Raw genomic sequence first — 24302 nt, forward strand, 5'->3', positions numbered from 1 at the left:
TACAAATTCAAGCTGTGAAAATACCAAAGAATATTGAAAGTCATTTGTTTAAGCAACTTAGTAACTTAGTTTCAAATGAGAAGAAAGAACGAATGAAGCGTTTATTAAATTCATGCGACATTAATAGGACACTGATAGGGGATTTACTAATCCGATCTCTAATCTGCCAAAAGTATAAAATTAATAATGAAGAAATTAGATTTAAATATAATGAGTATGGAAAACCTTTTGTTGAAAATTTTTCTGACTTTCATTTTAATCTGTCACATTCAGGAGAATGGGTGGTTTGTACTACTGCTAATTTTAATGTGGGTATTGATATAGAAAAGGTTTCAGAGATAGAGGCTCTTAAATTAGCAAAAGAATTTTTTTCAGCGGATGAATTTTATGATATATCTAATATGAATTCTGATGAACAAATTAATTATTTTTATGATTTATGGACATTAAAAGAAAGCTATATAAAAACGATTGGAAAAGGGCTTTATACCCCATTAAATTCATTCTCTATAAAAAAAGAATCACGAGCTTTAATTTTATACAAGAATATACCTAAAAACTTTTACTTTAAACAATATAACATTGATCCAAATTATAAGTTATCTGCTTGTGCAACAAGGGATGAATTTCCGCAAGAGATAATAATTAAAGACATTTATGCAATTTTCCAAAATATATACAAATTTGAAAGTAAGGAGAAAATCAATGCAGAAGACTAAACTTTTTTGCTTTCCACATGCTGGGGGATCTGCGTTTAGTTACGCAAAATGGAAAAATCACTTTAATCCATATATTGAGGTAGTCCCGATAGAGTTAGCTGGTAGAGGATATAGAATTGAAGAAAACTTGTACCAAAGTATGGAAGAGGCAGTAAATGATGTCTACAATAAAATAGTTATGCAGATAGATGATTCGCCCTACATTCTATTCGGGCATAGCATGGGAAGTTTGATCGCCTATGAAGTAGCCAGAAAAATAAAAGATTCTAAAAACGTATCGCCTGAATTTCTTGTTTTGTCCGGTAGAAATCATCCAAATAGTAAAATAAAAAATATCCGACATAATCTTTCTAATGAGCAATTTAAAAGAGAAGTTATTGCAATGGGAGGTACACCATCTGGGGTACTGCAATCAGAAGAATTAATGGAGATTTTTCTCCCTATTCTAAGAGCAGATTTTAAAATCGTTGAGACGTATATCCATGAGAAAAATACACAACCATGTGATATTGATTTTCTTATATTTAATGGGGAAAATGATGAATTTACTACATATGATCAAGTAATAAAATGGGAACGATACACAAGTAAAACGTGTACTTTTCATTCTTTTGAAGGTAATCATTTCTTTCTAAATGAAAATATTGAAGAAATAGCAAATAGTATTAAAAGAAAGTTAGATTCTAAAAGATTATCAAATAGTTTTTAGTTTTTTAAGTATACTCATAGCTAACAAAGAAAAATATGAAAGATGAAAAATACAGGCATTGCTGAAATTTTATTGAATATATGCATAGAATCCTAAACGAACTGTTTAAAGGCAGAGACTCTAAGCAAAATGTATATGAATTAACTTTAGTTTAAGTTGGCTTTACCTATAATACCATTTAGAGTCTTTATTATACTTAGTACAAAGTACATAACAGTTAGGGATGCTGTATGTAAAGCTAATGAATATGTGAAGTGAAAAGGCCGACTCTTATAATTATGAGTGGGCCTTTTGGTTTTATGGATATCAAATTAGTGAGCAACATTTCAAAGGGTATCTTGTGATATAACTAAGTAGATTTTTTTAAACAAGGGGATGATGAGATGAATAAATTGAAGGGGAAAATTGCATTAGTAACAGGGGCTAGTAGAGGGATAGGTCGAAGTATTGCCTTACATTTGGCACAGGCTGGTGCGTTAGTCGTTGTTCACTATAGTAAAAGAAAAGAAGAAGCAGAAAGTGTAGTGGATAAAATTAAAAAAGATGGTGGTTCCGCATTTGCGATTCGTGCAGACTTAAGTACTTTTAATGGTATTAATAAATTGTATTCAATGATGGATCAATCTCTTCAAAAATATATAGGTGATACTACATTTGATATCCTTGTAAACAACGCTGGAATTGGGCAGGTGTTAACGATAGAGGAATTTACGTTTGAAATATATGTAATGTTTAGATACCTAAAGGAGTCTACGTTTTTTTAGTAGGGTCTTTCTAGCTAATGATAAGGTACCAGCAAATAAACTATTTTGTCAATTAGACAAAATAGTTTATTTGCTGGTAAACAATTATGAGTCAAATAGTGTGATCAATTAAGTTATTTAGTCCTAAATCATAAGATTTTAATACAAAATACTATAATTTGATTAATAATAGTAGTGAAAAAAATATTAAATATATCTAAGTTTTAAAGCGAATATTAGAAACTGGTGTACCGCATTCTTATTTCAATAGCACATATGCAAGTATTAAAGTCCAGAACTCATCTGGTAGCGTTATGTACAATAAGGAAATTATGGGAAATAGACAACAAAATGCTGAAACCCAAACAGTACCTGTAAAAGAGGGAGATTATATAGAATTTACTCATATAGGAGGGGAAGCAGCAAAGGAAAAAACACGCGCGACTTTAACTAACCTTGAGAATGGAAAACAGGAATATATCGGAAAGAAAAGAACATATGGGGTTACATCTACAGGATTAATAAGACAATAAACGTATAAAAAAGTTGGGGAAATCCCCAACTTTTTTATACGTTTTAGTCAAGAAGATTCCTTCTTCAAGGAATGCGAAGTGAGTAGGTAGAGGTAAATTGGCTTCGAATAAGGTATGGCAGGAAGCTTTATCAATAAGTATGCAAATATTTAAAAAACTAATTTTTATACAAAAAGTGTATACTTACGACAAAAAAATTTACCTTAACCAACAATTTTGTTTTTAGTAAATTTAAGGTGTGTAATTAATATACATTTTTCGAGGAAAACGCAGAATTCTGTCAAATTATCTTCATTTACATGACTGTGAACGTGGTATAAAAATGAAGCATATCCAAAATTATTAAAGGGGCTGAAAAAATGATTAAAAAACTTATTATTGGTTCTATTGTTTTAGGAACAGCAATAGGAGTAAGTAAACCTACATTTGCTTCAACAAATTATTCTCCATCACAGTTTCAAGATAGGGGAGATGCCCAAGTTCAATCAATACCATCGCCATGGCAGTATTTAGGGCAAACCTCTAGGGAACTTCAAATTAAAACTAAGGATCCAAAAGTGCTTGCTTTTGAATTAGCAAAAGAAGCTCCATTTTACGAAGATGAATTAGTGGATGTGTGTTTTGCAATCTTAAGAGAAAATGTAGATGTAGTATATTGGACAAGTAAGGAATGGGCTAGATTTGAAGTAGGAAATTACGAGTTTAAACATGAAATGAAAATTTATAGAGATAAAGAACGTCAGCAATTAATTACTTCAATAGAATCATAAAAAAAGAAGCTATCTTTAGTAAGATATGCATCCAATAATGTAGACAGGAAAAGAGAGCACATAAAACTGTTGCGATATTGGAAAGTAAAGTAAACTAAAAAAACAAGTATAATTACTTGTTTTTTTAGTTACAGTAATTATTTAGAAGGCTTAGCTTGTATATGTTCACATACATTTATTGGATAACTATAATCCTCTCTATACTATGATTGGGATACAAAAGCTAGAAAGGTATCAATCCATTTATTCTTAAATTGAATTAACATTCCTCCGTCATGGTAGGTTTCGTTATATTTTGAAAAAACACTTCACAAACAATATGTATTACTTTATGGGAACATTATTAAATTTGAACGATATTAACAATGCTTTGTTGATAATTAGCTAAAAAAGTATTGTACGATTAAATGCATTGTGTTACATTTGTGTTACAAGGTTGTTACGAAATATTATAATTATTTCTATATCATTTCCTTTTGTTTCTTTAATGTTACGAAAGGTATAGACGTTTTATGTGTATAGGAGTGTGTGTAGTAAAGAGTCTGAGTTGAAAATACGTGCACACTTTAAATTTCCTTTCTGTCTGAATGAAGAAGACTACCAACTAATTAAAGGGTTCAAAGTAACAACTTTAAATAAAATGTGCTTCCTTTCCCACACACAATTTAGTACATATTTAAAGTACAGCCTAGTTGCTACACAGACTCTTGTACATATAAACATTAAGGTGAAATGGAGATAAGGATTTATTACATAATAAGCATTACTTAGCTAAACGTAAAAATATTATCTGTGCATTTTTATGAAATGTTAAAATGTCTAGATGATATTTTTTGAAGATTTCTTGGATATGTTTATGAATAACAATTTCTAATACTTAATGATTCTCTACTACTGCAATATCCAATAATTTATGTAATAGGATTTATAAGGTGTATGTACATTCACTTATATAGGGAAAATGAGGTTTTTCATATGAAGTATAGTTATAAAGTGTTTATATTTATTTGGACAATTATTTTATTGTTTTTTCTACTTTATTATGGTTACAGTGAAATTTCTGATACCAAGAAAGTGCCAGTTATAACAATCAAAAAATAGAAGTAAAGAATATTGAGAAAACCAAATGAGATAAAAATAGATACAGTAGAAAGGCTACTACAGGAAGTAATTAATCGTACGAAGTTAGATGAAATATTGAAAAGAAAAAAATTAATGGAAAATATGTTGATTGCTGCTTGGGGAGAAAATTATAAATATCACAATCGGTATAAAGATATTCATGAGTTATTCAGAGGTTACCATTTACACTGCCTTAGGAAAAAAGGATGTGTTACCGAGACACCCTTTATATTTAAGTAACGATTCAAGCTAATAGATTACATAAAACCAGAGCGGATTGTACATCGTCTTATTCGAACTATAAGAAACTATGAACGAACAAGTAAAGCGGGACTTACAGCAAACTGTAATGGTGAAACAGGAGGAGACGCATGGGTGTGGTGTTCAATTTGTCATGAAGAACATCCCGTTGCTGAATCCACCGCTTGCTTATTTTGTATCAATAAACTTATAGAAGACTATCATAAAGAGGTATGTATATTTTTTTCGAGATGCAGATGCATTTGCGAAGTAGAGAGGTGAAAAAATGCTTGTAAAATATCCACGAACATTGCATGTTCCTTGGTCGATAGGGGTAACAAGTGATGACCATGTTCTACAAAATATGGACGGATTTGAAACTCAAGAAGTGGTCGTACTAGAAAAGTTAGATGGTGAAAATACATCTCTTTATAAAGAGGCTATTCATGCAAGGTCGTTATCAAGTGGTCATAACCCATCGAGAACATGGGTAAAAACGTTACAAGGAAGTATGGGGGGATAGAATTCCAGAAGGCTGGAGGATATGTGGTGAAAATGTGTATGCTTGTCATGGCATTCACTACACAGCACTGACGTCCTATTTTTATGTCTTTTCAATATAGAATGAGAAAAATGAATGTTTATCGTGGGATGCAGCAGTTGCATGGTGTAAAAAGTTAGGCCTTGCACACGTTCCAGTGTTATATCGTGGCCCCTATAATGAAAAGGTAATTCGTTTGTGCTACAACGGTACTTCACTCTTTGGAGGGATTCAGGAGGGGTATGTACTTAGATTAACGGATGCGTTTCACTATAATGATTTTTCAAAATCCATAGGGGCATTTGTTCGAAAAGACCATGTGCAAACCAATCAGCACTGGATGACACAAGCGGTTATCCAAAATAAATTAGCAAAATAAAAACACGCAATTCCAAATGGAACTGCGTGTTTTTTCTTTTTTAGCATCATTTGACGTTCATGTATGGTTACTCTTATTAGAGAATATGTCCCCTAACCACGGAAAACTATTAATTTATTAGTTTTTATTCGTAACTTTTAAAGTATCTAATACGACTTTAGTTGTGTCTGCAATAAGCTTATCATCATATTCTGCATCTTCTTTATCATGATTAGAAAGGATGGCAAGAACAATTGGCTTTTTATTTGGTGGCCAAATAATTGCAATATCATTCCTTGTTCCATAAGATCCTGCGCCTGTTTTATCAGCTACTTCCCATCCTTTTGGTACGCCCGCACGAATCAACTTATCTCCAGTCGTATTTCTCTTCATCCAATCTACTAATAATTCACGTTTCTCTGTTGGAAGTGCAGATCCTAATGTAAATGATTGAAGTGTCTTAGCGATCGCTTCTGGTGTACTGGTATCGCGCGTTTCTCCAGGATGTACTTCATTTAATTCAGGTTCAAATCGTTCAGATTTAGTAACCGTATCTCCCGTTTCTCTCAAGATTTTTTCAAATGCGGATGGACCACCTAACTTTTTAAGAATTAAATTATGTGCCGTACTGTCACTATATCGAACAGAAGCATCTGCAAGTTCTTTTAACGTCATTCCTGTATACACATGCTTTTCTGTAATTGGATTATAATTAGAAAGGTCTTCACGCGTATACGTAATCCCTTCATCAAGAGCTTCTATTGAGTTCTGACGTAAAAGAGCTCCCGCTGCTAATGATTTAGATGTAGAGGCAAATGCAAAACGATCATTTGAATGATAAGCAATAGTTTGATTTGTACCTGTATCCAGAGCATAAATACCAAGCTTAGCATTATATTCTTTTTCAAGCTTAGCAAAAGAATCATGACCTGTATTTTCTTGTTTAATTTGCTTTATTTGTTTTGTTTGCTTAGGTGGTCCAGATGGAGTATTACTATTAGAACACCCTATTAGTGTTACACATGAAAGTAATACGACAGGTACAATCTTTTTGTAGGTAAAGAACTTGTTTAAAACGTACATGAATTTTCAACCTCTTTCAACGATATATGGATTTTGTTTTGGTATTTTAAATACCGATGTTAATTAAAGCGGGTGTTGGATACCGATACTTCTGAAGTTGAATTTTAACAGGCTAAGCAGAACCAAAGCGTTTATATGAATGAACAGTTGCTGTTTAGGGTGTTTCTTTTTTTATAGTTTACCTGTGAAAGTATTAAACTCGTAACATTTAAATGAAGTATCTCAATACACACTTTTTTACATCACTTTACTTTGGGGAATAATAAGTCCTTTCATATTTTTAGGGATACACATAATAGACACTCTAAGTAATAAATTTGTTCCATTTTAACTTGGTAAATGGTAAAGAAAATACAATGAATTGTAAATGAAATCTGTACGGGAATCTAGTACCGTATAGTACAGTGCATATGAAAAACTCCTCAATGCTATCTCTCAAAAAATAATAATTCTCGGCTTTATAGACTGTATTTTCAAAAATATTGCGAACTTGTAAGAAAAATGAAAGGTAATTCAATATGAGATAAACAACCTTACTACAATGAAAAACAGAATCATTATTAAAATCATGAGATACGATATCAAGTTATTTGCGTGTTTAATACATTCGACCAAATATTCCAGTTTTAATAGGAAAAGTCAAAATGTAGACAAGTATCTTCTATCAAATCTCATTCTTAGTGTGTACATTTGGAGGGAATTTCTCATATGAAATTAGTAAAAGTAAAAGATCTTAGTTAGGAGAAAGATGAGAATGCTAACAAATTCTATGGGAAGGTGAAGAAAGAAGGTAGCGTAGGTCTATTCATTAAGAGTAAGCTTGAGGAGATTATATCAGCTAAGTTACTCTTTAGCGACACAGTTAATCCTGAGGGGGATGAGACAATTACAAAAGAACAGCAAGTTGAATTTCACTTCTAAGAGGGGGCAGACGCCTCTCTTTTTTTATGTCGCAAATAGCATTAATTCGTTAAGTAATTTATATGAGATTATCTTAAATAAGTTAGTTAAGAAAGAAAAGTAAAAGTGAGTAACAAGATAAAAATATACAGGTACGTAAAAAATAAGGAAGTTGTATTTGCAAGTGTTTTAGTTGGGTGTGATATCAACCGTATGGGTAAAGATGAATATTACGTTCAAATTAATATGGATGGAAAAGGAGGAGTTTCAAAATCTATGGATGGTAAAGTGATGGGAAAGGAGTATGAATATACATTATCGGGTTTTGATAAGGAAGGTAAAGAAAAAGAGTTAGAATTTATCGCACAAAAGAATCTTCGTAAAGAAGCATTCCTACGTGTATATCATTTAGATAAAAAGGTGTAACAGCTTGGGAGGAAGTGCTGGAAGACGGGATCCCTAAGAAAGCAAAAAAACTAGGTGTGAAATAATCAGTTATTTGTGATGGTGGATTCTCCTAGGTGGAGGGTTCGCCGTTTTTTATTATATGTTATGTTGTAGTTTTTATATAAAGCATATTGAAAAGATAGGGTAAATCTTCTGGAATGATACCTCCATAATTAATAATTTGTACGTTAACCTTTCCATTATTACTAAATCCATTTATATCAACAAATTTCCCCACATACCCCTTTGTACCAATATCTTTTAAAGTACGTATAAAAAATGCCCTTTATCTTATCTTTATCTTATCTTTACCTTATCTTTAAATTTTTATATTAAACTTAAAATCTTAAAGGATTGATGTTTGAGTCTAAAAAGGGCGGGAGATAGATGTTCATTACATAGTTTGTAAATAACCAATTACCTTTGAAAAATTAAATTTTTTATACGAGGAGGAATATATGAAGGATACAAGTAAAAAACAAATTATAAAAGTGTTCCTTATTAGTATTTTAGGCTTAGGAACAATACTTGGAATGCTATATTTTAATCATAAAACCAATATTCAAAAAAATAAAGCGCTAGCCACCGAAAAACGTGTATTGCAATATGAGTCTACCTTAAAAAAAGAATTAGAAAAATATAATTTAGGAGAGAAAACACCAATTTTATTAGGAATTATGTATCAAGAGAGTAGAGGTGAGGGAAACGACCCTATGCAGTCATCCGAATCACTTGGATTAAAGCCAAATGAAATTCAAGAGACAAGCTTGAGCATTAAACAAGGGGTAAAGCACTTTGCTAAAATGTACAAATATGGAACGGACAAGGATGTTAGCATGGATACAATTATTCAAAGCTATAATATGGGGCCAGGTTATATTGATTTTGTTGCTAGTCAAGAAGTTAAACAACACTCGGAGGATTCAGCCAAAAAGTTTTCTAAGATGAAAGTTGATCAAAATCCAGCGATGTATACTTGTGGTGGAAATAAAAATAATTTTAGGTATCCATATTGTTATGGTGATTTCACATATGCCACAAAGGTAAATGAAAAAACAAAACTTATTGAAGAACTTCTTCGAAATGTACATAGCTCTTCTAAATAAGTTGCAGAATGAAATATAATGATACCGTCAGTTAATAATAATAATAGCTAAGAAAAAACTACTTCCTTTCTTAATTCACATAATTTTCAAAAATAAATCCTATGGATGTTAATATTTGTTATATAATATATTTGTCAAAGCATTACCCCTAAAGTTTCTACAGTCAATCTGTAAGATAGTTTGTTTGGCTCGTATATTCACCTTAAACTAAAAAGAACTTGTAGAGAGTCCTACAAGTTCTTTTTGTTTTAAGGGTTAAATGTGGATTTCAAATATAGTTGCAATTTTTTGAGGGGGAAAAGTAAATGTTTATAAAAACAGAAAGATTATTAATACGGAAATTTGAGTTCAAAGATTGGCAAGCTGTTCATGAGTATACATCAGATATCAATGTTATGAAATACATACCTGAAGGGGTTTTTACTGAAGAAAATACAAGAAACTTTGTGAATGAAAACATTGGTGAAAACGCTAAGAACTTTCCTGTAGTATTAATTGATAAAGATATTCTGATTGGTCATATAGTTTTTCATAAATATTTTGGTGAGCATACATATGAGATTGGTTGGGTGTTCAATCCTAAATATTTCAATAAAGGATATGCTTCTGAAGCAGCACAAGCTACATTGGAATATGGCTTTAAGGAAATGAAATTACATAGGATTATAGCTACATGTCAACCACAAAATACCCCATCATATCGAGTAATGGAGAAGATTGGAATGAGAAGAGAAGGCTATTTCAGGAAGTGTATACCACATGGGAATGAATGGTGGGATGAATATTATTACGCTATTTTAGAAGAAGAGTAGTGTTTCAGAATGCATCATTTAAATTGACACTCTTATTCCTAAATAGGCAAGTTGACTATCTTTATTGGGGATTCTTGCTACTAAAGGCGAAGTTTATTTTCAGTATCGCTGACGTGCAAAACTTTGTATAATCTGATCTTATCTCTAAATCACAACTGTTACCCCATCACCATCAAGTTAAAGTTTCGTTTTATTTTGCTAACTTGATGGTGATGTGACGTAACCTTAATTATTTAAAAATTTTAAAAAGGCCCCTTAGTCATGTTAAAGGGACCTTGATCACGCAAATGATCTGTAAACCAATTCATTTTTGATATACAGATCATTTGTATAATAATTTTTATAAATAATTGCTAAATAGTGAATTTACATAAATGCTTTTAGTAGTTCTTGAATTAATGGGATTGCTCCACCTATAAATTTTAAAACTGCCATTGCGATTTCCATATTATTCTCTCCTCTTTTTCGTATTAAGATGTAATAAATCTTTATAACCTTATTATAGTAAGCGCTTACAATTATAACAATACATTTTCGTATGCAATATTGCATATTTATACATTAGATCTCTATTATTCATTTTTTAATGGTACTATAGCGAGGTGAGAGTCTTTAAGGGTTCTGCTTAATAGGAGGAAATATGGAAAGAGTGCAAGCGATTTACAGTAATCAAAAATTTAAGAGTTGGGTTAAACAGGTATTAGCTGTAGGAGGAGTAATAGGGTGCTGTTATTTGGTGTTATATGTTTTCTGTTTCTTAGTTATCATGTAAATAGTATACAACTAAACTAGTAGAGTCTTGCCTAGAAAGGTAAGGCTCTTTTATTGTAGTACCTGGAGATGAGCAAACTACATACAATATCTCTCAGGTTTTTCAGATCACTTTGTACGGTTTCTTGTTTAGAACACTAATTCCTATCATTGAAAACAGAATTCTATGGATAAAAAATATGTTTTTACTAGATACATATTAAAAAGACAAGCATAAATTATATTAGATTTTGACAAAGTCTTTTTGATTTCGAAAAGGATTTAAATCTTACTTATAGATTTGATTCCTTTTTATATAATATAATCCTTATATTGATACGTAAATATAATACAGTAATAATGATTTAAAAGCAAGAATTTTAGTAGCGGTACATTCACACATCCATCAACTTAAGATTTTAAAGTAGCTCTTAAACAAAAAAATTCTTTTTTTAATTAATTAATAGTAAACAAGAAAGATTGGCAAATTAACAACTAAAGAGATTTATTCAGGTAAAATCTATCAAAAGGTCCTTTACAAAATTTATACATAATTCAATTACAAAATAATGTAAAAATTATGCATTTTTGTAAAATAAATTCATTGACACTTGTGTATATAAGTAACTATACTCGTTACATCAAATTGAATGCGTGATAATACGATTTTATTATTATTACAAACATGTAAATATAAAAATAGAAAATTTCAATTTGATAAATACAATGGTAGAGGTGTTTATTTTAATGAAGCACAAATTAATTGCAACAGGTATCCTTGCAGGAGCTATATTATCCTATTCTTCTAATATTTTAGCAGATACTCATAAATTCCCTGATGTTCCTACATGGGCTGATAAATCCGTTAACTATTTAGTTGATAAACAGGTATTAAATGGTTATCCAGATGGAACTTTTGGTTCAAATGACTCCTTAGACAGAGCTTCGGCTACAAAGATTATGACAAAAGTTTTAGGTATACAAATTGATCCTAATGCAAAACCATCTTTTACAGATTCACAAAATCACTGGGCTACTCCTTATATTGCTGCTGCTGAAAAAGCTGGTATTGTTAAAGGTGAAGGTAATGGAATCTTTAATCCATCCGGAAAAGTAACTCGTGCTGCTATGGCTACCATGCTAGTAAATGCATATAAACTACAAAGCACAGCAAATCATAACGAGCAGGTTAGATTTGAAGATTTAAAAGGGCATTGGGGAGAAAAACATGCCAATATTTTAATAGATTTAAAAATTTCTAATGGTACCGAGAACGGTTGGCAACCAAATAGATTTATAACACGTGCTGAAGCTGCTCAACTTACTGCAAAAACAGATATGTTACAACAAAATTTAAACGATGAAAAAGAGGTTATTACTGCTACCTCATATGAAGATTTAAATTTAACAGTGGCTTCGAAAATTACAGCTCAAGAGATTGATAGTTTTATTGCAAAATATCATTCAGATAGTCCCTTAGTTGGACATGGACAAGATTTTATCAATGCGCAAAATCAATATGGCGTGAGTGCTCATTATTTAGCGGCGCATGCGATTTTAGAATCTGGATACGGAAAATCAGAAATCGCATATCAAAAACATAATTTATTCGGTCTACGTGCATATGATGGAGATCCGTTTAAATATGCGAAATATTTACCAAGCTACGGCGATAGCATTGCTTATAATGCTAATTATGTACGAGAAAGATATTTGGAAGAAAATGGTATATATTATAACGGGCCAACATTAACTGGTATGAATGTGAAATATGCATCAGATAAAGGCTGGGCTAAGAAAATTGCAGGCATTATGGAACGTATTAAACCGTTTCGTGTAGAAGACTATACATATGCAAAAAAATTATCAAAGAATCCTGAAACATTAGATGTCGAAGCGTTATCAAATGAAATTCCGTATAAAATGTATGCAGACGGTTCAAGCACAAATGTTGTATCATCAGCTACTTACTACCAGGTACCTTATCCATTTAATTTGAAAATTAAAAGTAGACCAGATGTAGCTGTCGAGGAAAATAAAGTTGGTACAGTAACTCCTGGAACAACCATCTTTATTTATCGTGAAGATCCAAATGGATGGGTAGAATTCTCTTTTGAAGCTAATGGAGAAAAATATTGGACATTAAAAAATAAATTAAGTATGTAATTAAAAAGATCTATTGCACTAGTTTTAAAAGTATGGGATTGGACAATTGATTCTCTAGATTGGAAATACAGTAAATTACCCGTTGATGTAGCAGCTGCAAAGATTATTCAAAATGTCTTAGCAGGTGCGACATCCGCATGCTTTTTCGGGAAAATGTTGCGCAAAGTAGGTTCATTTTCAGCACTATCTCCTGGTTCACCGTAATCTTCAATGATGTAATCATTTCCATTTTTTATGACTGTCACACGGATTGGAAGTAAATGTCCTGCTTGAGGAACTGTCTGTGTTTCGCGGTTATATCCTTGCATGAGGGAATGGAGGTAGACATACATTTTTTCATCCTTCATTTCAGTTCCATAGATTATACGCGTCTCAAATTGTTTTTCTGTATGATTTAATTTGTCTTGATCCCAGGCAATGATACTTTCTGAAATAAGGGAATCTAGTTTGCTGTTTAGCGGAATGTCCGTTACATCCTTTGGATTATTTTGGACCGAATCACACCCTGTTGTAATGAAAACGAGTATGACAATACTTACGGTAATCATTATCTTTCTCAAAATCTTATTTTCATATGTTAATGCAAAACGTCTGCTCATTAATTCACTCCATTTCTCTTCGTGCCAATCAACCATTGACATAAATCATTTATATGACAATAGTAAAACCGATTTCATACTAGAAACTTATTCTATCCAAGGAAATATATTGCATTATATAATACATACTATACCATTCTTATACATAACGGGAGAGACTCTATGAGAAAAGTTATCATGTATTGCGGAATCTTTATTATGATTCTTTTAAGCGGTTGTGTCCGATTCGGAAAAGATACTACAGATACCATTTATCTCATTCCAGAAGCATACGAAGGAGACCTTTTGGTTCTATATAATGTTCCAGGAGCTGAGTTGTTGCCAGAAGAAGATGAGTTTCGTGTCGTTACTTTTTCTACAGACGGGAACGCAGTGACATCAACAGTTAATATGAAATATGGAGAAGTCAATGACACATATTACACAGTTAACAAGGAAGGTAAGCGTACTAAACTTGACGAAAGCTGTATACGCGTTGGTTCAAATGGAAGCACTACTGAAAACATTGGTAAAGAAAATGAGCATACATTCTCATACGCGAAATTGAAAGTAACAACTAGTGCATGCTCACAAAACTTTTCATCCTATGGCAGAGAAGTTCTAGAAAATCAAGAACACCCTGCAGAGAATAAGCTGAGGGACTTACTGGCTCATGTAAAAGAGAAGTATATGAAAGTGAAGGGCTAAATTTTAAAATTCTAAAAAGGGTGAATGGATGATGTTAGGGATAGGGTTGATTGTATTAAGTATTTTACTTGTCAGCATTGTATTTTTACCATGATGCTTTATTCCAAGTGAGACAGAAAACATGTAGTATTTTTATTCGTAATCATCCAAAAAAGAAAGAGGGATATTTGTTACAATCACGGCATTGTAGAAGAAATAGAATAAAAGAGGAAAATATATACTGTTACAAATTAATATTCCATGTGTTTTTTGAACATACATTACTTATCTTTAATGTATATATTGAATATATTAATATATTGTGTTATGATGTGAATTAGAAACTCGCGTGTTTCAAATACAACATTTTTATCTTTTTGATGACCTCTTATCTTTCCGTAAGAGGTCCTTTTTTTATCCCTCCGTATTGTATAGCCGCTAAAATACTATGAAAAGATACTAGAGACTACTACACTGTGATATCCTCTAGTATTTTTTCTTTATCTATATTATCTATTGTTAGGTAAACGACGAATTAGTACTTTTTGTATAATTTTCACAAAATAACTTTGAATCATTATTTATTTCAATATAAAGTAATGAAAGGACATATTTGACTATCGTCTTTAATTTTTCCGACAGCAAGCAAAGTTAGCATGTTTAATGCATAATCAGACGCCTGTAAATGAGCATTACTATTTAAATTTTTACCAGAGAGTAATTTAGTTAATTAGTAGAAAAAGGAAGGGGCCTATTTGGCTCCTTCCTTTTTCTCATACATACATAACGCTTGTTGACAACTTATGAAATAATAGCATTCATCGCTATTAAAATATAACATTAAAAGCAATTAATTAGATATGTAATTTTGCATATATTGTACTATTTCATGAATAGGAACAAAACTATTTATTCCTTTCTGTATGGAGACAAATAGATTTAGGTTTACTTAGGGTAAGAAGACCTGATCATTGATTGCTGGTTAAACCATATTTCTACGTATTTGAAACAAATTATTTCACTGAATTGTATGTTAAAGAGAGTGCGGGATTTATGAAATGTAGATTATTCCTTGATTTCTTACTCGTGATTTTACTTGGACATCGGAAAAGAAGTTACGTTATATACGATTTCAAAAGGGGATATTATTCAGTGCATCCAAAGATGCACTCCGTTTCCTGTTTCCTATCCTACTAAATTACCATTCCAAGCAAATTTCTTCTCTTTCAAACAATTCATCCATTGAATAAAGATAATTCGGCCATACGTATCGGAGGACATGAAACTTTCTTAATACCATTTGGAATATATTTCAATATACTTCCGATACTATAACAGATCGAAAATTTCTTTATTGGAGGTATATAATGGCATATCCATTTCGTAACTTAGTATTTGAAGGTGGCGGGGTAAAGGGAAGCGCTTATATAGGTGCCATCCGTGCACTAAATGAAGAAGGGATTTTACCAGAAATACAACGATTTGGAGGGACTTCAGCAGGAGCGATTACTGCATTACTTTTAGGTCTTTCCATTCCATTCGCAGATCTTGTAAAAATCCACAAAGACATGAATTTCAAAGCGTTTAAAGATGATGATTTTTCGATTGTACAAGATAACATTCGTTTGTTTTTTGATGGTTTTGGTATCTATAAAGGGGATTTCTTCACTGAGTGGGTAGGAAAGATCGTTGAAAAGTGGACAGGGAGTAAGGACACAACTTTTCAGCAGTTGTATGACAAAACAGGAAAAGACGTGTTTTTCCAAGGAACGAACGTTTCTACACACCAGCTTCGTACGTTTTCTCGCGAAACGACACCTGATGTCCCGTTAGTAGTTGCTGTGCGGATTTCGATGTCCATCCCATTCTTTTTTAAATCTGTGGAATGGGATAAAGATTATTATGTAGACGGAGGTGTACTCGATAACTACCCAATTCGTTTATTTGATCGGAAAAGTTTTGTGAATAAAGAAGAACACTTCACGACCACAGATACGATTGACGAGGTTAATAAACTGATAAGCAATATAGAGGATCATTCTACACTAAGAAGCTTACACACGAAATACAATGCATCTTTCTTTGATCCTACAGATGAAATTGTCTACAACAAAGAAACACTTGGTTTCCGTTTAGAATCTCAGGCGGAGGTTGCCATGTTAAAACATATCGCAACCTCAACAGAACATCATATTGGCCATTCTCTTATTCATTTTGCATGGAATTTGTCTCAAACCATGATCAAAGGTCATGAGAGCGGAAAAACCACCAAAGAAGATGCTGCCCGCACTGTATTTATTAATACATTCTTTACGTCGTCGTTTAATTTTGATATCACAGAAGAAGAAAAGAAAACACTCATGAATTCAGGTTATACTTCTACTAAAGACTATCTACATCAGTTTAATACGTCTGAAGTAAAATTGTTTAATCGACCATAAAGCCGAGTGCAATGCACTTGGCTTTTTTTAATCGTCCTGTAAATTCTTTTTTTAGTAGCTAATAAAAATTTAGATAGACTATGCATAGAACAAGAGAGAGGAGATAACAGAAAGTAATAAATATAAGTTTTGATGACTTCTTATTTTGTAAAACTAGGGTGTAGAAAGGGTGAAACAGGTGGAAGAAAAACGAATTATGATTTATACAATTTTTTGGCTAACACAGTACAAAAGAGAACCTTAAAACGGTGGATAGGAATGTATCAAAAAATGAATAGAGTAGCAAGGCGGATTTATTGTGGAAGTAGGGATTTTCCTTTTTCTTTCTACTGATAATAAAGCGTTATGTAGACTGGGGATGTATAAGGTATTCATTGCTATTCCTTCAAAATGCTGATGTTACATCACATTAAAATAACCTCTAATTTAAGTATTGAAATTCTCTAAATCTCTATGTATTATATTCTTGTATTTTCTCACTTTGCGAAGCCTAGAAAACATCATCATTTCTGAAAGAACTCGAACTCTAGCCGGTTCTTTGAATTTACTTGAACTTATTTTTGAATCATTGTATTATATTTTCGAGTCTTACTCATATAAATCATTATCAGGAGAATCTGCAAATTTGCAGGTTCTTTTTTATTTTATTGAAAGTAAAATTTTAGCCAGTCGTTTATTTTCATATTGTTGGTTTTTATACGTGTTTGGTAAAAAATCAATGTGTTGCAAAAAAATACTATGCTGAAATCTAGTTCGGTATAGCAATGTGCATATAAAAGATCTCACTTTGCTATATCCCCTAAAAAGAGTCATAAAAATCTATATTTTTTTAATTCAGTTGCATACTACAAAACTTCTTTTAAAAGAAATGTATGTACATACACATTATATTTTGTTCTATAACTCTCTAACTTTTGTTCACGATAGTCTGTTAAGTACAGGATTATTGGCGGGTGGTGCAATAGGTGCAGAAGATGTGAAAACAAATGAAAAAGTACAAGTTGCTGTTGCAGGTAAAGAGGGAAATATGACGTATAAAGAAATTGATAAAGCAGAATCTCCATTGTTATTTGGAATGTATCCTTTATGTTAAGATCCTAATAAGAAGTTAGTTTTTTTTGATAATTAATATTTATACAAAATGTATAATTAATATACTAAAACGTTTTTAAATTTTATTAATGTATTCCTTTTCATCTGAATGAATTATTTATTGCAACAGGTTTCCCGTTCAAAACAAGATGTTCAAACAAAAGACAATATAAGTATCTTTATAATGATTTTTCAATATAATCAATGTGTTTATGAAAGGAACTCTGTGTTATTTTTGCTTTTTTACTAACTAATACAGCTTCAAACAAAGGACACAATTGCTACATACTAAGTATAATTTATTACCTATTCAAAATTCTGTCTATTCAATCTTTCTAAAAATAAAAAAAGATTAAACTTATAAATATACAAGTTATAATGAGGGCGTCGAGACACAATTTATTACCTCTAGAGAAAATATCAAACCTCGTTTTGGATTAAAAATTCTAAACAACTTGCCAGTAATTTTTTAAAATTGGACATACTGATATGATTACTATACGGAGGATAGCGGATTAGAAGGGAAGTTTATTCAACTCAATAAAGAAAGCGTTATCAAACAAAACTTGTTTTGAATCGATCATTCTAATAACTTAGATTCAACTACAGCTAAAAATAATAAATTATGGGGGTGCTTATATGAACATGAATGTAGCATCTATTAAAGAAAAAAAGATTGTTAAATACAAAAGTTGTTTTGATGTGATTGGGCCCATAATGATAGGCCCTTCAAGTTCACATACTGCAGGTGCTTTGGCTATTGGAACAGTTGCTAATAAATTATTTCAAGGTCTTCCCAAAAAAGTTGTGGTAAAGTATTATGAATCATTTGCTGAAACCCATAAAGGTCACGGAACTGATTTTGCAATTATTGCTGGTATATTAGGCTTAGCTGCTGATGACAGCAAAGTGCCAGATGCTATTAAAATAGCAGAGTCTAAGGGAATTGACATTACCTTTATTGAACAATTGGGTAATAGTCCTGCTGGTCATCCAAATACGGCAGATGTATATGCAGAGGATGAAAGTCGAAGTATTAGAGTAATGGGTATTTCGGTCGGTGGTGGGTTGATTGAAGTCAAAAATGTTGAAATTGATGGATTTAGCTTAAATCTGCAGGGGCCATTGCCAGTTGTTATTGCGATTTCAGAAAGAGCTGACTTTGAATTTGTTTTACGCAGGATCTTTAAACAATATGATGTGGAAATTAACAACTTTCATAGTTTGGAAGATAAAACAAAATATTTATATGCATTCGCTTTGGATTCGATATTGCCAGGTAATGCTCAGAAGGAATTAGGAGATTTAAGCAATATAGCTAATCTTATTATTCTTTAGTCACATTAAGGAGTGAAAAATATGCATATGGCCATAAAAGAAATTGTGGATGCAGCTAATAAAAGCCAAAAGCAAATTTATGAATTAGCAATCGAACAGGAAATCAAACAAACTAAAACTTCTTATGAAGAAGTATGGAGTAAAATGGAACGAAATTTAGCGACTATGCAACATGCAATAAATAAAAGTATCGAGGGCGACGGTGTATTTTCTCCAACAGGTTTGACCGGAGGGGATGCTGTAAAAATTAAAAACTATCGAGAAAATAGGAAAACTCTTTCTGGAGATTTGATGGTGTTAGGGATTCAAAGTGCTATCGGTGTTAATGAAGTAAATGCTGCATTAGGAGCTATTTGTGCAACTCCAACAGCAGGTGCGAGTGGGACGATTCCGGGAGTCCTATTTAGTATTAAAGATACGTTGCAGTTAAGTCATGAAGATATGATTCATTTTCTATTCACTTCAGCGTTATTTGGAACGATAGTCGCAAACAACGCTTGTATTTCAGGAGCGTATGGAGGATGTCAAGCTGAAGTAGGAAGTGCCTCAGCGATGGCGGCTGCAGCTGCGGTAGAAGCTGCGGGTGGAACGCCACAGCAATCTTCTGAAGCTTTTTCGATTGCATTACAAAATTTACTCGGTTTAGTTTGTGATCCGGTCGCTGGTTTGGTAGAAATTCCTTGTGTAAAGAGAAACGCCATTGGAACGGCAAATGCTTTAGCAGCAGCGGACATCGCATTAGCCGGCGTAAACAATCTCATCAATGCTGACGAAGTGATTGAAGCCATGTATAGAGTTGGAAGACAGATGCCTCGCGAATTAAGAGAGACAGGTTTAGGTGGTATTGCAGCTACACCTACAGGAATTTCCATTAAAAATAAAATCTTTGGGGAGAAACAATCAAATCAATAAGTTATCGAGTATATTGTGAAGTTTTCAACAATTTTCACTCTATTGTTCGCCTAAGGATGTCTGTATATTGGGGGAGTTATCAATAAAATATACTACTATATAATTAAAATATTTTATAAGTGGTAACAAACCCTTCAGGTTGATGCTTCGCTAATTTTTTGATTTTTATTAACCTAGAAGGGGGATATTCGTTGTGGGGCACTATATAAGCTATTCATTTTTCAAGAACGGTCTATATTCCTATATCTTAAAAAGAGAATTAAGAATAGGACACAAGGAGGAATTATTATATGGATGGGAATACTGCAAAAAACATAGAATTTCAAGCTGATAACACTGCAGTAAAAAATGAGAAATATCTAGACCCTAAAAAGTGGCATAAACAGGATACTACCTGGGCATTGAGCCTTTTTGGAACAGCAATTGGAGCAGGAGTACTCTTTTTACCGATTAATGCAGGTTCAGGTGGTTTATTATCATTGCTGTTAATTACCATACTTGCATATCCTGTTATGTATTATTCACATAGGGCGCTTGCTAAAATGATTTACGCTTCGAACTCTGCCGATGAGGGGATTACAGGTACAATAAGAGAGTATTTTGGAAATAAGGCAAGTATCATTTTTAATATTGTATATTTTGTCTCCATTTATACGATCGTGCTGATGTACTCGGTCGCACTTACAAATACCGCTAGTAGCTTTATCGTGCATCAATTGCACATGTCGGAGCCTCCAAGGTCCATTTTATCGCTTGTTTTAGTACTCGGTCTTATCGCTATACTAAATTTTGGTCAAGATATAACTGTAAAGATCATGAGCATGCTAGTGTATCCTTTTATAGCTTCTCTACTTTTTATCGCAATATCTTTGATTCCACAGTGGAATACGTCAATGCTTAGTTTTTCAAGTGTTTCTACTGCTTCAACAGGAACAGGATATTTAGGAACGATATGGATGATACTTCCAATCATAGTATTCTCGTTTAATCATTCGCCTATGATTTCGTCATTTGTTATGAAACAGAGAGCTACGTATGGAATAGATGCTACTGATGCTAAATGTGCTCAAATACAAAAAGTTTGTTATATTATGACATTCGCAGTTGTTATGTTCTTTGTTTGGAGCAGTACCTTAAGTTTAACTCCAAATGATCTTAAGGTGGCAAAAGAACAGAACTTGTCAATCCTATCATATCTTGCTAATGAGCTTAATTCGCCAGTAATCACTATTGCAGCTCCTATCATTGCATTTGTGGCTATTACAAAGTCTTTCCTTGGTCATTATATAGGAGCGTATGAGGTAATGCGTGACATGATTATCAAGTCCAGTAAAAAACGTGGGAAAGATATAGGAGAAAAAACAGTTAAGACAATGATTCTTACTTTTGTCGTATTAACATGCTGGTATGTTGCTTATACAAATCCAAGTATTCTTGGAATCATTGATGCCCTTAGCGGTCCGCTAGTTGCTGCTATCTTATGTATACTACCAATGTATGCAATCCATAAAGTATCAGTACTTGCTAAATACAAAGGGAAATCTAGCAATGTATTTGTCATTATTATAGGTATTCTTACTGTCCTAGCAAGTATTAAGTCATTATTCTAATCCACTATTGTTAGTATCGATGTAAAAACCGTGGGATATGGAAAAAAGAAAGATTCTTATCGGAACTGAATTCTATATTGTTAAACTAAAGAAATCATGGTTTTGGACAAACTCCTCACATTGGAGAGTTTGTCTTTTTTTATCATTTTAGCCAAGAAGACCCCTTCCTCAAGGAACGCAAAATAAGTAGGTGGGAGATGAATTAGCTAAAATGATAAACTGGTGACCCCGTATGTAGAAGTAAAAAAGGGGGAAACTATTGTATAATTATCGATAATTTAGGGGGCGCCAAATGAAACATAATAAAGAAGTAACACTTGGGGATTACGTTGAATTTTCATATCGTAAAAATCATAATTTGAAATTAATGGGATTTGTGGTGAATGTTTTACAAAATACAATTGTTGTAGATATTGCGGAAAGAATGGATATCGAGGTAGATGATTTTAGGCAAGTTGTAAAGCATGGTTATTATAATAAAGTGGTTCATAAGCAAATAAAGAATAGTGTTTCATAAAAAGTGCTCCTATATATAAATTTAGGAGCACTTTTTATGGAGAGAATTTTCGCAAAGATTTTTTTGTCTGAGGTATAAAATTTTCATATAAAAATACGTTTTGAAGATATTTTCTTATTTGTTAATTAATAATTTTTTCAATCTTTATAGCTGTTATCGATTTAAAATATTATTCATAAGAATTTCACATAATTTTATTAAAAAGAAAAATACTAATACTTGTTTTAATACTTTACTTCGAGTCATTAAAACAAATTTACTAACTACGAAACAAGGAGGCATCACTGTGGACATTCGTGAAGGATTAATTCCAACAGCTTTAGGTACAGCAGTGACAGCAGCAGGTTATGCTCTTAAACAAACTCGTGGAACTAATAAAATGATTGCAAGTACAGTATTTGGTTTTGGTTTAGCACACGTCGTTTTAGGTGTAATGGATCTTGTTGAACATCGTCGTTAGAACGAAAGGCAAGCATTGATATATGCTTGCCTTTTTGGGAGTACATTTATTATTCATTTTTCAAAATATGTTTGTATGGCGTAATCATTATCAATGTAATTAAATAGTTACACTACAAGGAAATTAGAAAGTAAAACTGTGAGCATTGAATTTTATGAAATGAGATGGTGATGGAATGGAATTTTCTTCTGAAAGTAATACGTATCATGCTGGTGACATTGTTTATATTTTTTACCGAAATCCTCATACTCAAGACGTAGCTAACATACAAGCTGCAGCAGTTGTAAATAATCCTGAAAGACCTAATGAATTAGCACTATTTCTTTACGAAACGTATTATCCACTAACAAATGAGATGGCTATATATGCTACCGAAGATGAGGCAAACCAAGCTTACACTTACTATTATGGTGATATTTCAGAGGGGATGTTTGAATGAATAAGCCATTTATGCCTAAGCTCGTATATTTTGAACCGAAAGCATTAGATTATCCTTTGGGGAAAGAGCTGTTTGAGAAGTTTTCAAAGATGGATGTTGAAATTCGACATACTACTTCCCATAATCAAGTAAGAGATTTGCCAGGGGATAACGATTTTCAAAAGTATCGAGTAGCAAAATCCACGCTGGTTGTTGGTGTTAGAAAAACACTGAAATTTGATACTTCCAAGCCTTCAGCAGAGTATGCAATTCCTTTTGCAACGGGATGTATGGGGCATTGTCATTATTGTTATTTACAAACAACGATGGGAAGTAAGCCTTATATACGAACGTATGTAAATGTTGAAGAAATTTTAGATGCTGCTGATAAATACATGAAAGAGCGTGCACCTGAAGTAACAAGATTTGAAGCGTCGTGTACTTCAGATATTGTAGGAATCGATTATTTAACGCATACCCTTAAACGGGCCATTGAGCATTTTGGAGAATCTGAATATGGGAAATTGAGATTTGTTACGAAATTCCACCATGTAGATCATTTACTTGATGCTAAACATAATGGAAAAACAAGATTTCGCTTTAGTGTAAACGCTGATTATGTGATTAAAAACTTTGAACCAGGAACTTCTCCCTTAGCTAAACGAATTGAGGCAGCAGGAAAAGTAGCTAGAGCTGGATATCCTCTTGGTTTCATTGTAGCTCCTATTTACCTGCATGAAGGCTGGAAGGAAGGATACTATCATATGTTTGAACGCCTAAATGCTGAATTACCTCTTGATGCACGGGATGATATTACATTTGAATTTATTCAACATCGTTTTACAAAGCCAGCTAAGAGAGTAATTGAAAAAAACTACCCGATGACAAAACTAGAATTAGATGAAGAGAAAAGAAGGTATAAATGGGGGAAATATGGAATCGGAAAATACATTTATCAAAAAGAAGAAGAAGAGGATATAAAAAACTATCTGTATTCCTATATGAAACAGTTCTTTCCTAATGCAAAACTAGAATATTTTACATAAAAGAAACGAAAAAAATTCATTACATCATCAATCTAAAAAATTACTCACTCAAAAAAGTGATATTGGTCAACAATTCGCTAATAAATCATTTGAAAAATTTATATACGAAAGTCTTTTATGTAAAAATATGTTTCATTATGAACTGAATCCCAACAGTTAAACAGAAAAATACAGCGGTTGTATGAATATAAGTCCGGTATTGTA

General features: G+C 32.3%; 18 protein-coding genes and 8 pseudogenes. 21 read left to right on the forward strand and 5 right to left on the reverse strand.

The annotated features are described in order from the left end of the window. The first annotated feature begins 14 nt into the window (after positions 1 to 14). The 5 genes and pseudogenes from ACTFRY_RS16185 (at position 15) to ACTFRY_RS16205 (ending at position 3474) form a co-directional block, all read left to right on the forward strand. The gene (locus ACTFRY_RS16185) at positions 15 to 719 is read left to right on the forward strand and encodes a 4'-phosphopantetheinyl transferase family protein (protein WP_098616549.1); all 705 of its coding nucleotides are present in this window, start codon (positions 15 to 17) and stop codon (positions 717 to 719) included. Next, complete coding sequence (locus tag ACTFRY_RS16190; protein ID WP_098605350.1) at positions 706 to 1428, forward strand: thioesterase II family protein; 723 nt, start codon at positions 706 to 708, stop codon at positions 1426 to 1428. The genes ACTFRY_RS16185 and ACTFRY_RS16190 overlap by 14 nt, the downstream gene beginning before the upstream one ends. 383 nt (positions 1429 to 1811) lie before the next feature. Beyond that, positions 1812 to 2153, forward strand: a pseudogene (locus ACTFRY_RS16195) (SDR family NAD(P)-dependent oxidoreductase); the annotation flags it as partial. A gap of 242 nt (positions 2154 to 2395) precedes the next feature. Next, positions 2396 to 2704 (forward strand): annotated as a pseudogene (locus ACTFRY_RS16200) (putative mucin/carbohydrate-binding domain-containing protein); the annotation flags it as partial. A gap of 359 nt (positions 2705 to 3063) precedes the next feature. Further along, a complete protein-coding gene (locus ACTFRY_RS16205; RefSeq protein WP_086392422.1) occupies positions 3064 to 3474 on the forward strand; it encodes a hypothetical protein in 411 nt (136 codons plus the stop codon). A 203-nt stretch (positions 3475 to 3677) separates the two neighbouring features. On the opposite strand, the pseudogene ACTFRY_RS16210 reads toward ACTFRY_RS16205, so the two are convergent. Then, a pseudogene (locus ACTFRY_RS16210) lies at positions 3678 to 3764 on the reverse strand (DUF2278 family protein); the annotation flags it as partial. A 1142-nt stretch (positions 3765 to 4906) separates the two neighbouring features. On the opposite strand from ACTFRY_RS16210, the gene ACTFRY_RS16215 reads away from it, so the two are divergent. After that, on the forward strand, positions 4907 to 5050 hold the full coding sequence (locus ACTFRY_RS16215; protein ID WP_153580215.1) for a hypothetical protein: 144 nt from the start codon (positions 4907 to 4909) through the stop codon (positions 5048 to 5050). 72 nt (positions 5051 to 5122) lie between these two features. Then, positions 5123 to 5756, forward strand: a pseudogene (locus tag ACTFRY_RS16220) (RNA ligase family protein). 117 nt (positions 5757 to 5873) lie between these two features. On the opposite strand, the gene blaIII reads toward ACTFRY_RS16220, so the two are convergent. Next, positions 5874 to 6818: a class A beta-lactamase BlaIII gene (gene blaIII, locus ACTFRY_RS16225; protein WP_000289423.1), complete on the reverse strand. Its 945-nt coding sequence runs from the start codon at positions 6816 to 6818 to the stop codon at positions 5874 to 5876. Positions 6819 to 7856: 1038 nt separating this feature from the next. On the opposite strand from blaIII, the pseudogene ACTFRY_RS16230 reads away from it, so the two are divergent. After that, positions 7857 to 8209, forward strand: a pseudogene (locus ACTFRY_RS16230) (YxeA family protein). A gap of 77 nt (positions 8210 to 8286) precedes the next feature. Here ACTFRY_RS16230 and ACTFRY_RS16235 read toward each other — a convergent pair. Beyond that, positions 8287 to 8409: pseudogene (locus ACTFRY_RS16235) on the reverse strand (histidine kinase); the annotation flags it as partial. 214 nt (positions 8410 to 8623) lie between these two features. Here ACTFRY_RS16235 and ACTFRY_RS16240 point away from each other — a divergent pair. Continuing rightward, entirely contained in the window at positions 8624 to 9271 is a 648-nt protein-coding gene (locus ACTFRY_RS16240) for a lysozyme family protein (protein ID WP_098616550.1), read from the forward strand. 305 nt (positions 9272 to 9576) lie between these two features. Next, positions 9577 to 10083: a GNAT family N-acetyltransferase gene (locus tag ACTFRY_RS16245; protein WP_000470144.1), complete on the forward strand. Its 507-nt coding sequence runs from the start codon at positions 9577 to 9579 to the stop codon at positions 10081 to 10083. Positions 10084 to 10449: 366 nt separating this feature from the next. Here the strand turns inward: ACTFRY_RS16245 and ACTFRY_RS16250 are convergent, their stop codons facing one another. Beyond that, on the reverse strand, positions 10450 to 10635 hold the full coding sequence (locus ACTFRY_RS16250; RefSeq protein ID WP_001987408.1) for a hypothetical protein: 186 nt from the start codon (positions 10633 to 10635) through the stop codon (positions 10450 to 10452). A gap of 945 nt (positions 10636 to 11580) precedes the next feature. On the opposite strand from ACTFRY_RS16250, the gene ACTFRY_RS16255 reads away from it, so the two are divergent. Together ACTFRY_RS16255 and ACTFRY_RS16260 are read left to right on the forward strand one after the other, a co-directional pair. Next, positions 11581 to 12999, forward strand: a complete 1419-nt coding sequence (locus ACTFRY_RS16255; RefSeq protein WP_061663294.1) for an S-layer homology domain-containing protein — start codon at positions 11581 to 11583, stop codon at positions 12997 to 12999. Positions 13000 to 13023: 24 nt separating this feature from the next. After that, positions 13024 to 13137 (forward strand): annotated as a pseudogene (locus ACTFRY_RS16260) (polysaccharide deacetylase); the annotation flags it as partial. Here the strand turns inward: ACTFRY_RS16260 and ACTFRY_RS16265 are convergent. Then, positions 13125 to 13598: pseudogene (locus ACTFRY_RS16265) on the reverse strand (peptidase M56); the annotation flags it as partial. The pseudogenes ACTFRY_RS16260 and ACTFRY_RS16265 sit on opposite strands and share 13 nt — an antisense overlap. A 162-nt stretch (positions 13599 to 13760) precedes the next feature. On the opposite strand from ACTFRY_RS16265, the gene ACTFRY_RS16270 reads away from it, so the two are divergent. From ACTFRY_RS16270 to splB, 9 genes are all read left to right on the forward strand, one after another. Beyond that, a complete protein-coding gene (locus tag ACTFRY_RS16270) occupies positions 13761 to 14285 on the forward strand; it encodes a DUF6843 domain-containing protein (protein ID WP_098616551.1) in 525 nt (174 codons plus the stop codon). 1346 nt (positions 14286 to 15631) lie between these two features. Continuing rightward, positions 15632 to 16705: a patatin-like phospholipase family protein gene (locus ACTFRY_RS16275; RefSeq protein ID WP_000331137.1), complete on the forward strand. Its 1074-nt coding sequence runs from the start codon at positions 15632 to 15634 to the stop codon at positions 16703 to 16705. Between the two features lie 1731 nt (positions 16706 to 18436). Further along, positions 18437 to 19135: a serine dehydratase beta chain gene (locus ACTFRY_RS16280; RefSeq protein WP_001056999.1), complete on the forward strand. Its 699-nt coding sequence runs from the start codon at positions 18437 to 18439 to the stop codon at positions 19133 to 19135. Between the two features lie 21 nt (positions 19136 to 19156). Next, complete coding sequence (sdaAA, locus tag ACTFRY_RS16285; RefSeq protein WP_061663513.1) at positions 19157 to 20047, forward strand: L-serine ammonia-lyase, iron-sulfur-dependent, subunit alpha; 891 nt, start codon at positions 19157 to 19159, stop codon at positions 20045 to 20047. Between the two features lie 290 nt (positions 20048 to 20337). Beyond that, positions 20338 to 21657, forward strand: coding sequence for an aromatic amino acid transport family protein (locus tag ACTFRY_RS16290; protein WP_000348956.1), 1320 nt, complete (start codon positions 20338 to 20340; stop codon positions 21655 to 21657). A 292-nt stretch (positions 21658 to 21949) separates the two neighbouring features. After that, a complete protein-coding gene (locus tag ACTFRY_RS16295; RefSeq protein ID WP_000682213.1) occupies positions 21950 to 22174 on the forward strand; it encodes a DUF2187 domain-containing protein in 225 nt (74 codons plus the stop codon). Positions 22175 to 22460: 286 nt separating this feature from the next. After that, a complete protein-coding gene (locus tag ACTFRY_RS16300; protein WP_098616552.1) occupies positions 22461 to 22634 on the forward strand; it encodes an asparagine synthase in 174 nt (57 codons plus the stop codon). 175 nt (positions 22635 to 22809) lie between these two features. Then, complete coding sequence (locus ACTFRY_RS16305; RefSeq protein ID WP_000396090.1) at positions 22810 to 23073, forward strand: transcriptional regulator SplA; 264 nt, start codon at positions 22810 to 22812, stop codon at positions 23071 to 23073. Further along, a complete protein-coding gene (gene splB / locus ACTFRY_RS16310; protein WP_001039638.1) occupies positions 23070 to 24098 on the forward strand; it encodes a spore photoproduct lyase in 1029 nt (342 codons plus the stop codon). The genes ACTFRY_RS16305 and splB overlap by 4 nt, the downstream gene beginning before the upstream one ends. The last annotated feature ends 204 nt before the right edge of the window (positions 24099 to 24302 follow it).

The organism is Bacillus cereus group sp. MYBK195-1 (assembly GCF_051916605.1).
In the GTDB taxonomy this organism is placed as follows: Bacteria; Bacillota; Bacilli; order Bacillales; family Bacillaceae_G; genus Bacillus_A; species Bacillus_A cereus.

What these genes read in the sequence shown, in the direction of transcription:
- splB (WP_001039638.1), top strand. Translation starts at nt 23,070, where the DNA reads ATGAATAAGCCATTTATGCCTAAGCTCGTATATTTTGAACCGAAAGCA.
- ACTFRY_RS16245 (WP_000470144.1), top strand. Translation starts at nt 9,577, where the DNA reads ATGTTTATAAAAACAGAAAGATTATTAATACGGAAATTTGAGTTCAAA.
- ACTFRY_RS16240 (WP_098616550.1), top strand. Translation starts at nt 8,624, where the DNA reads ATGAAGGATACAAGTAAAAAACAAATTATAAAAGTGTTCCTTATTAGT.
- ACTFRY_RS16295 (WP_000682213.1), top strand. Translation starts at nt 21,950, where the DNA reads ATGAAACATAATAAAGAAGTAACACTTGGGGATTACGTTGAATTTTCA.
- ACTFRY_RS16205 (WP_086392422.1), top strand. Translation starts at nt 3,064, where the DNA reads ATGATTAAAAAACTTATTATTGGTTCTATTGTTTTAGGAACAGCAATA.
- ACTFRY_RS16305 (WP_000396090.1), top strand. Translation starts at nt 22,810, where the DNA reads ATGGAATTTTCTTCTGAAAGTAATACGTATCATGCTGGTGACATTGTT.
- ACTFRY_RS16270 (WP_098616551.1), top strand. Translation starts at nt 13,761, where the DNA reads ATGAGAAAAGTTATCATGTATTGCGGAATCTTTATTATGATTCTTTTA.
- ACTFRY_RS16280 (WP_001056999.1), top strand. Translation starts at nt 18,437, where the DNA reads ATGAACATGAATGTAGCATCTATTAAAGAAAAAAAGATTGTTAAATAC.
- ACTFRY_RS16215 (WP_153580215.1), top strand. Translation starts at nt 4,907, where the DNA reads ATGAACGAACAAGTAAAGCGGGACTTACAGCAAACTGTAATGGTGAAA.
- sdaAA (WP_061663513.1), top strand. Translation starts at nt 19,157, where the DNA reads ATGCATATGGCCATAAAAGAAATTGTGGATGCAGCTAATAAAAGCCAA.
- ACTFRY_RS16250 (WP_001987408.1), bottom strand. Translation starts at nt 10,635, where the DNA reads ATGCAATATTGCATACGAAAATGTATTGTTATAATTGTAAGCGCTTAC.
- ACTFRY_RS16190 (WP_098605350.1), top strand. Translation starts at nt 706, where the DNA reads ATGCAGAAGACTAAACTTTTTTGCTTTCCACATGCTGGGGGATCTGCG.
- blaIII (WP_000289423.1), bottom strand. Translation starts at nt 6,818, where the DNA reads ATGTACGTTTTAAACAAGTTCTTTACCTACAAAAAGATTGTACCTGTC.
- ACTFRY_RS16275 (WP_000331137.1), top strand. Translation starts at nt 15,632, where the DNA reads ATGGCATATCCATTTCGTAACTTAGTATTTGAAGGTGGCGGGGTAAAG.
- ACTFRY_RS16290 (WP_000348956.1), top strand. Translation starts at nt 20,338, where the DNA reads ATGGATGGGAATACTGCAAAAAACATAGAATTTCAAGCTGATAACACT.
- ACTFRY_RS16255 (WP_061663294.1), top strand. Translation starts at nt 11,581, where the DNA reads ATGAAGCACAAATTAATTGCAACAGGTATCCTTGCAGGAGCTATATTA.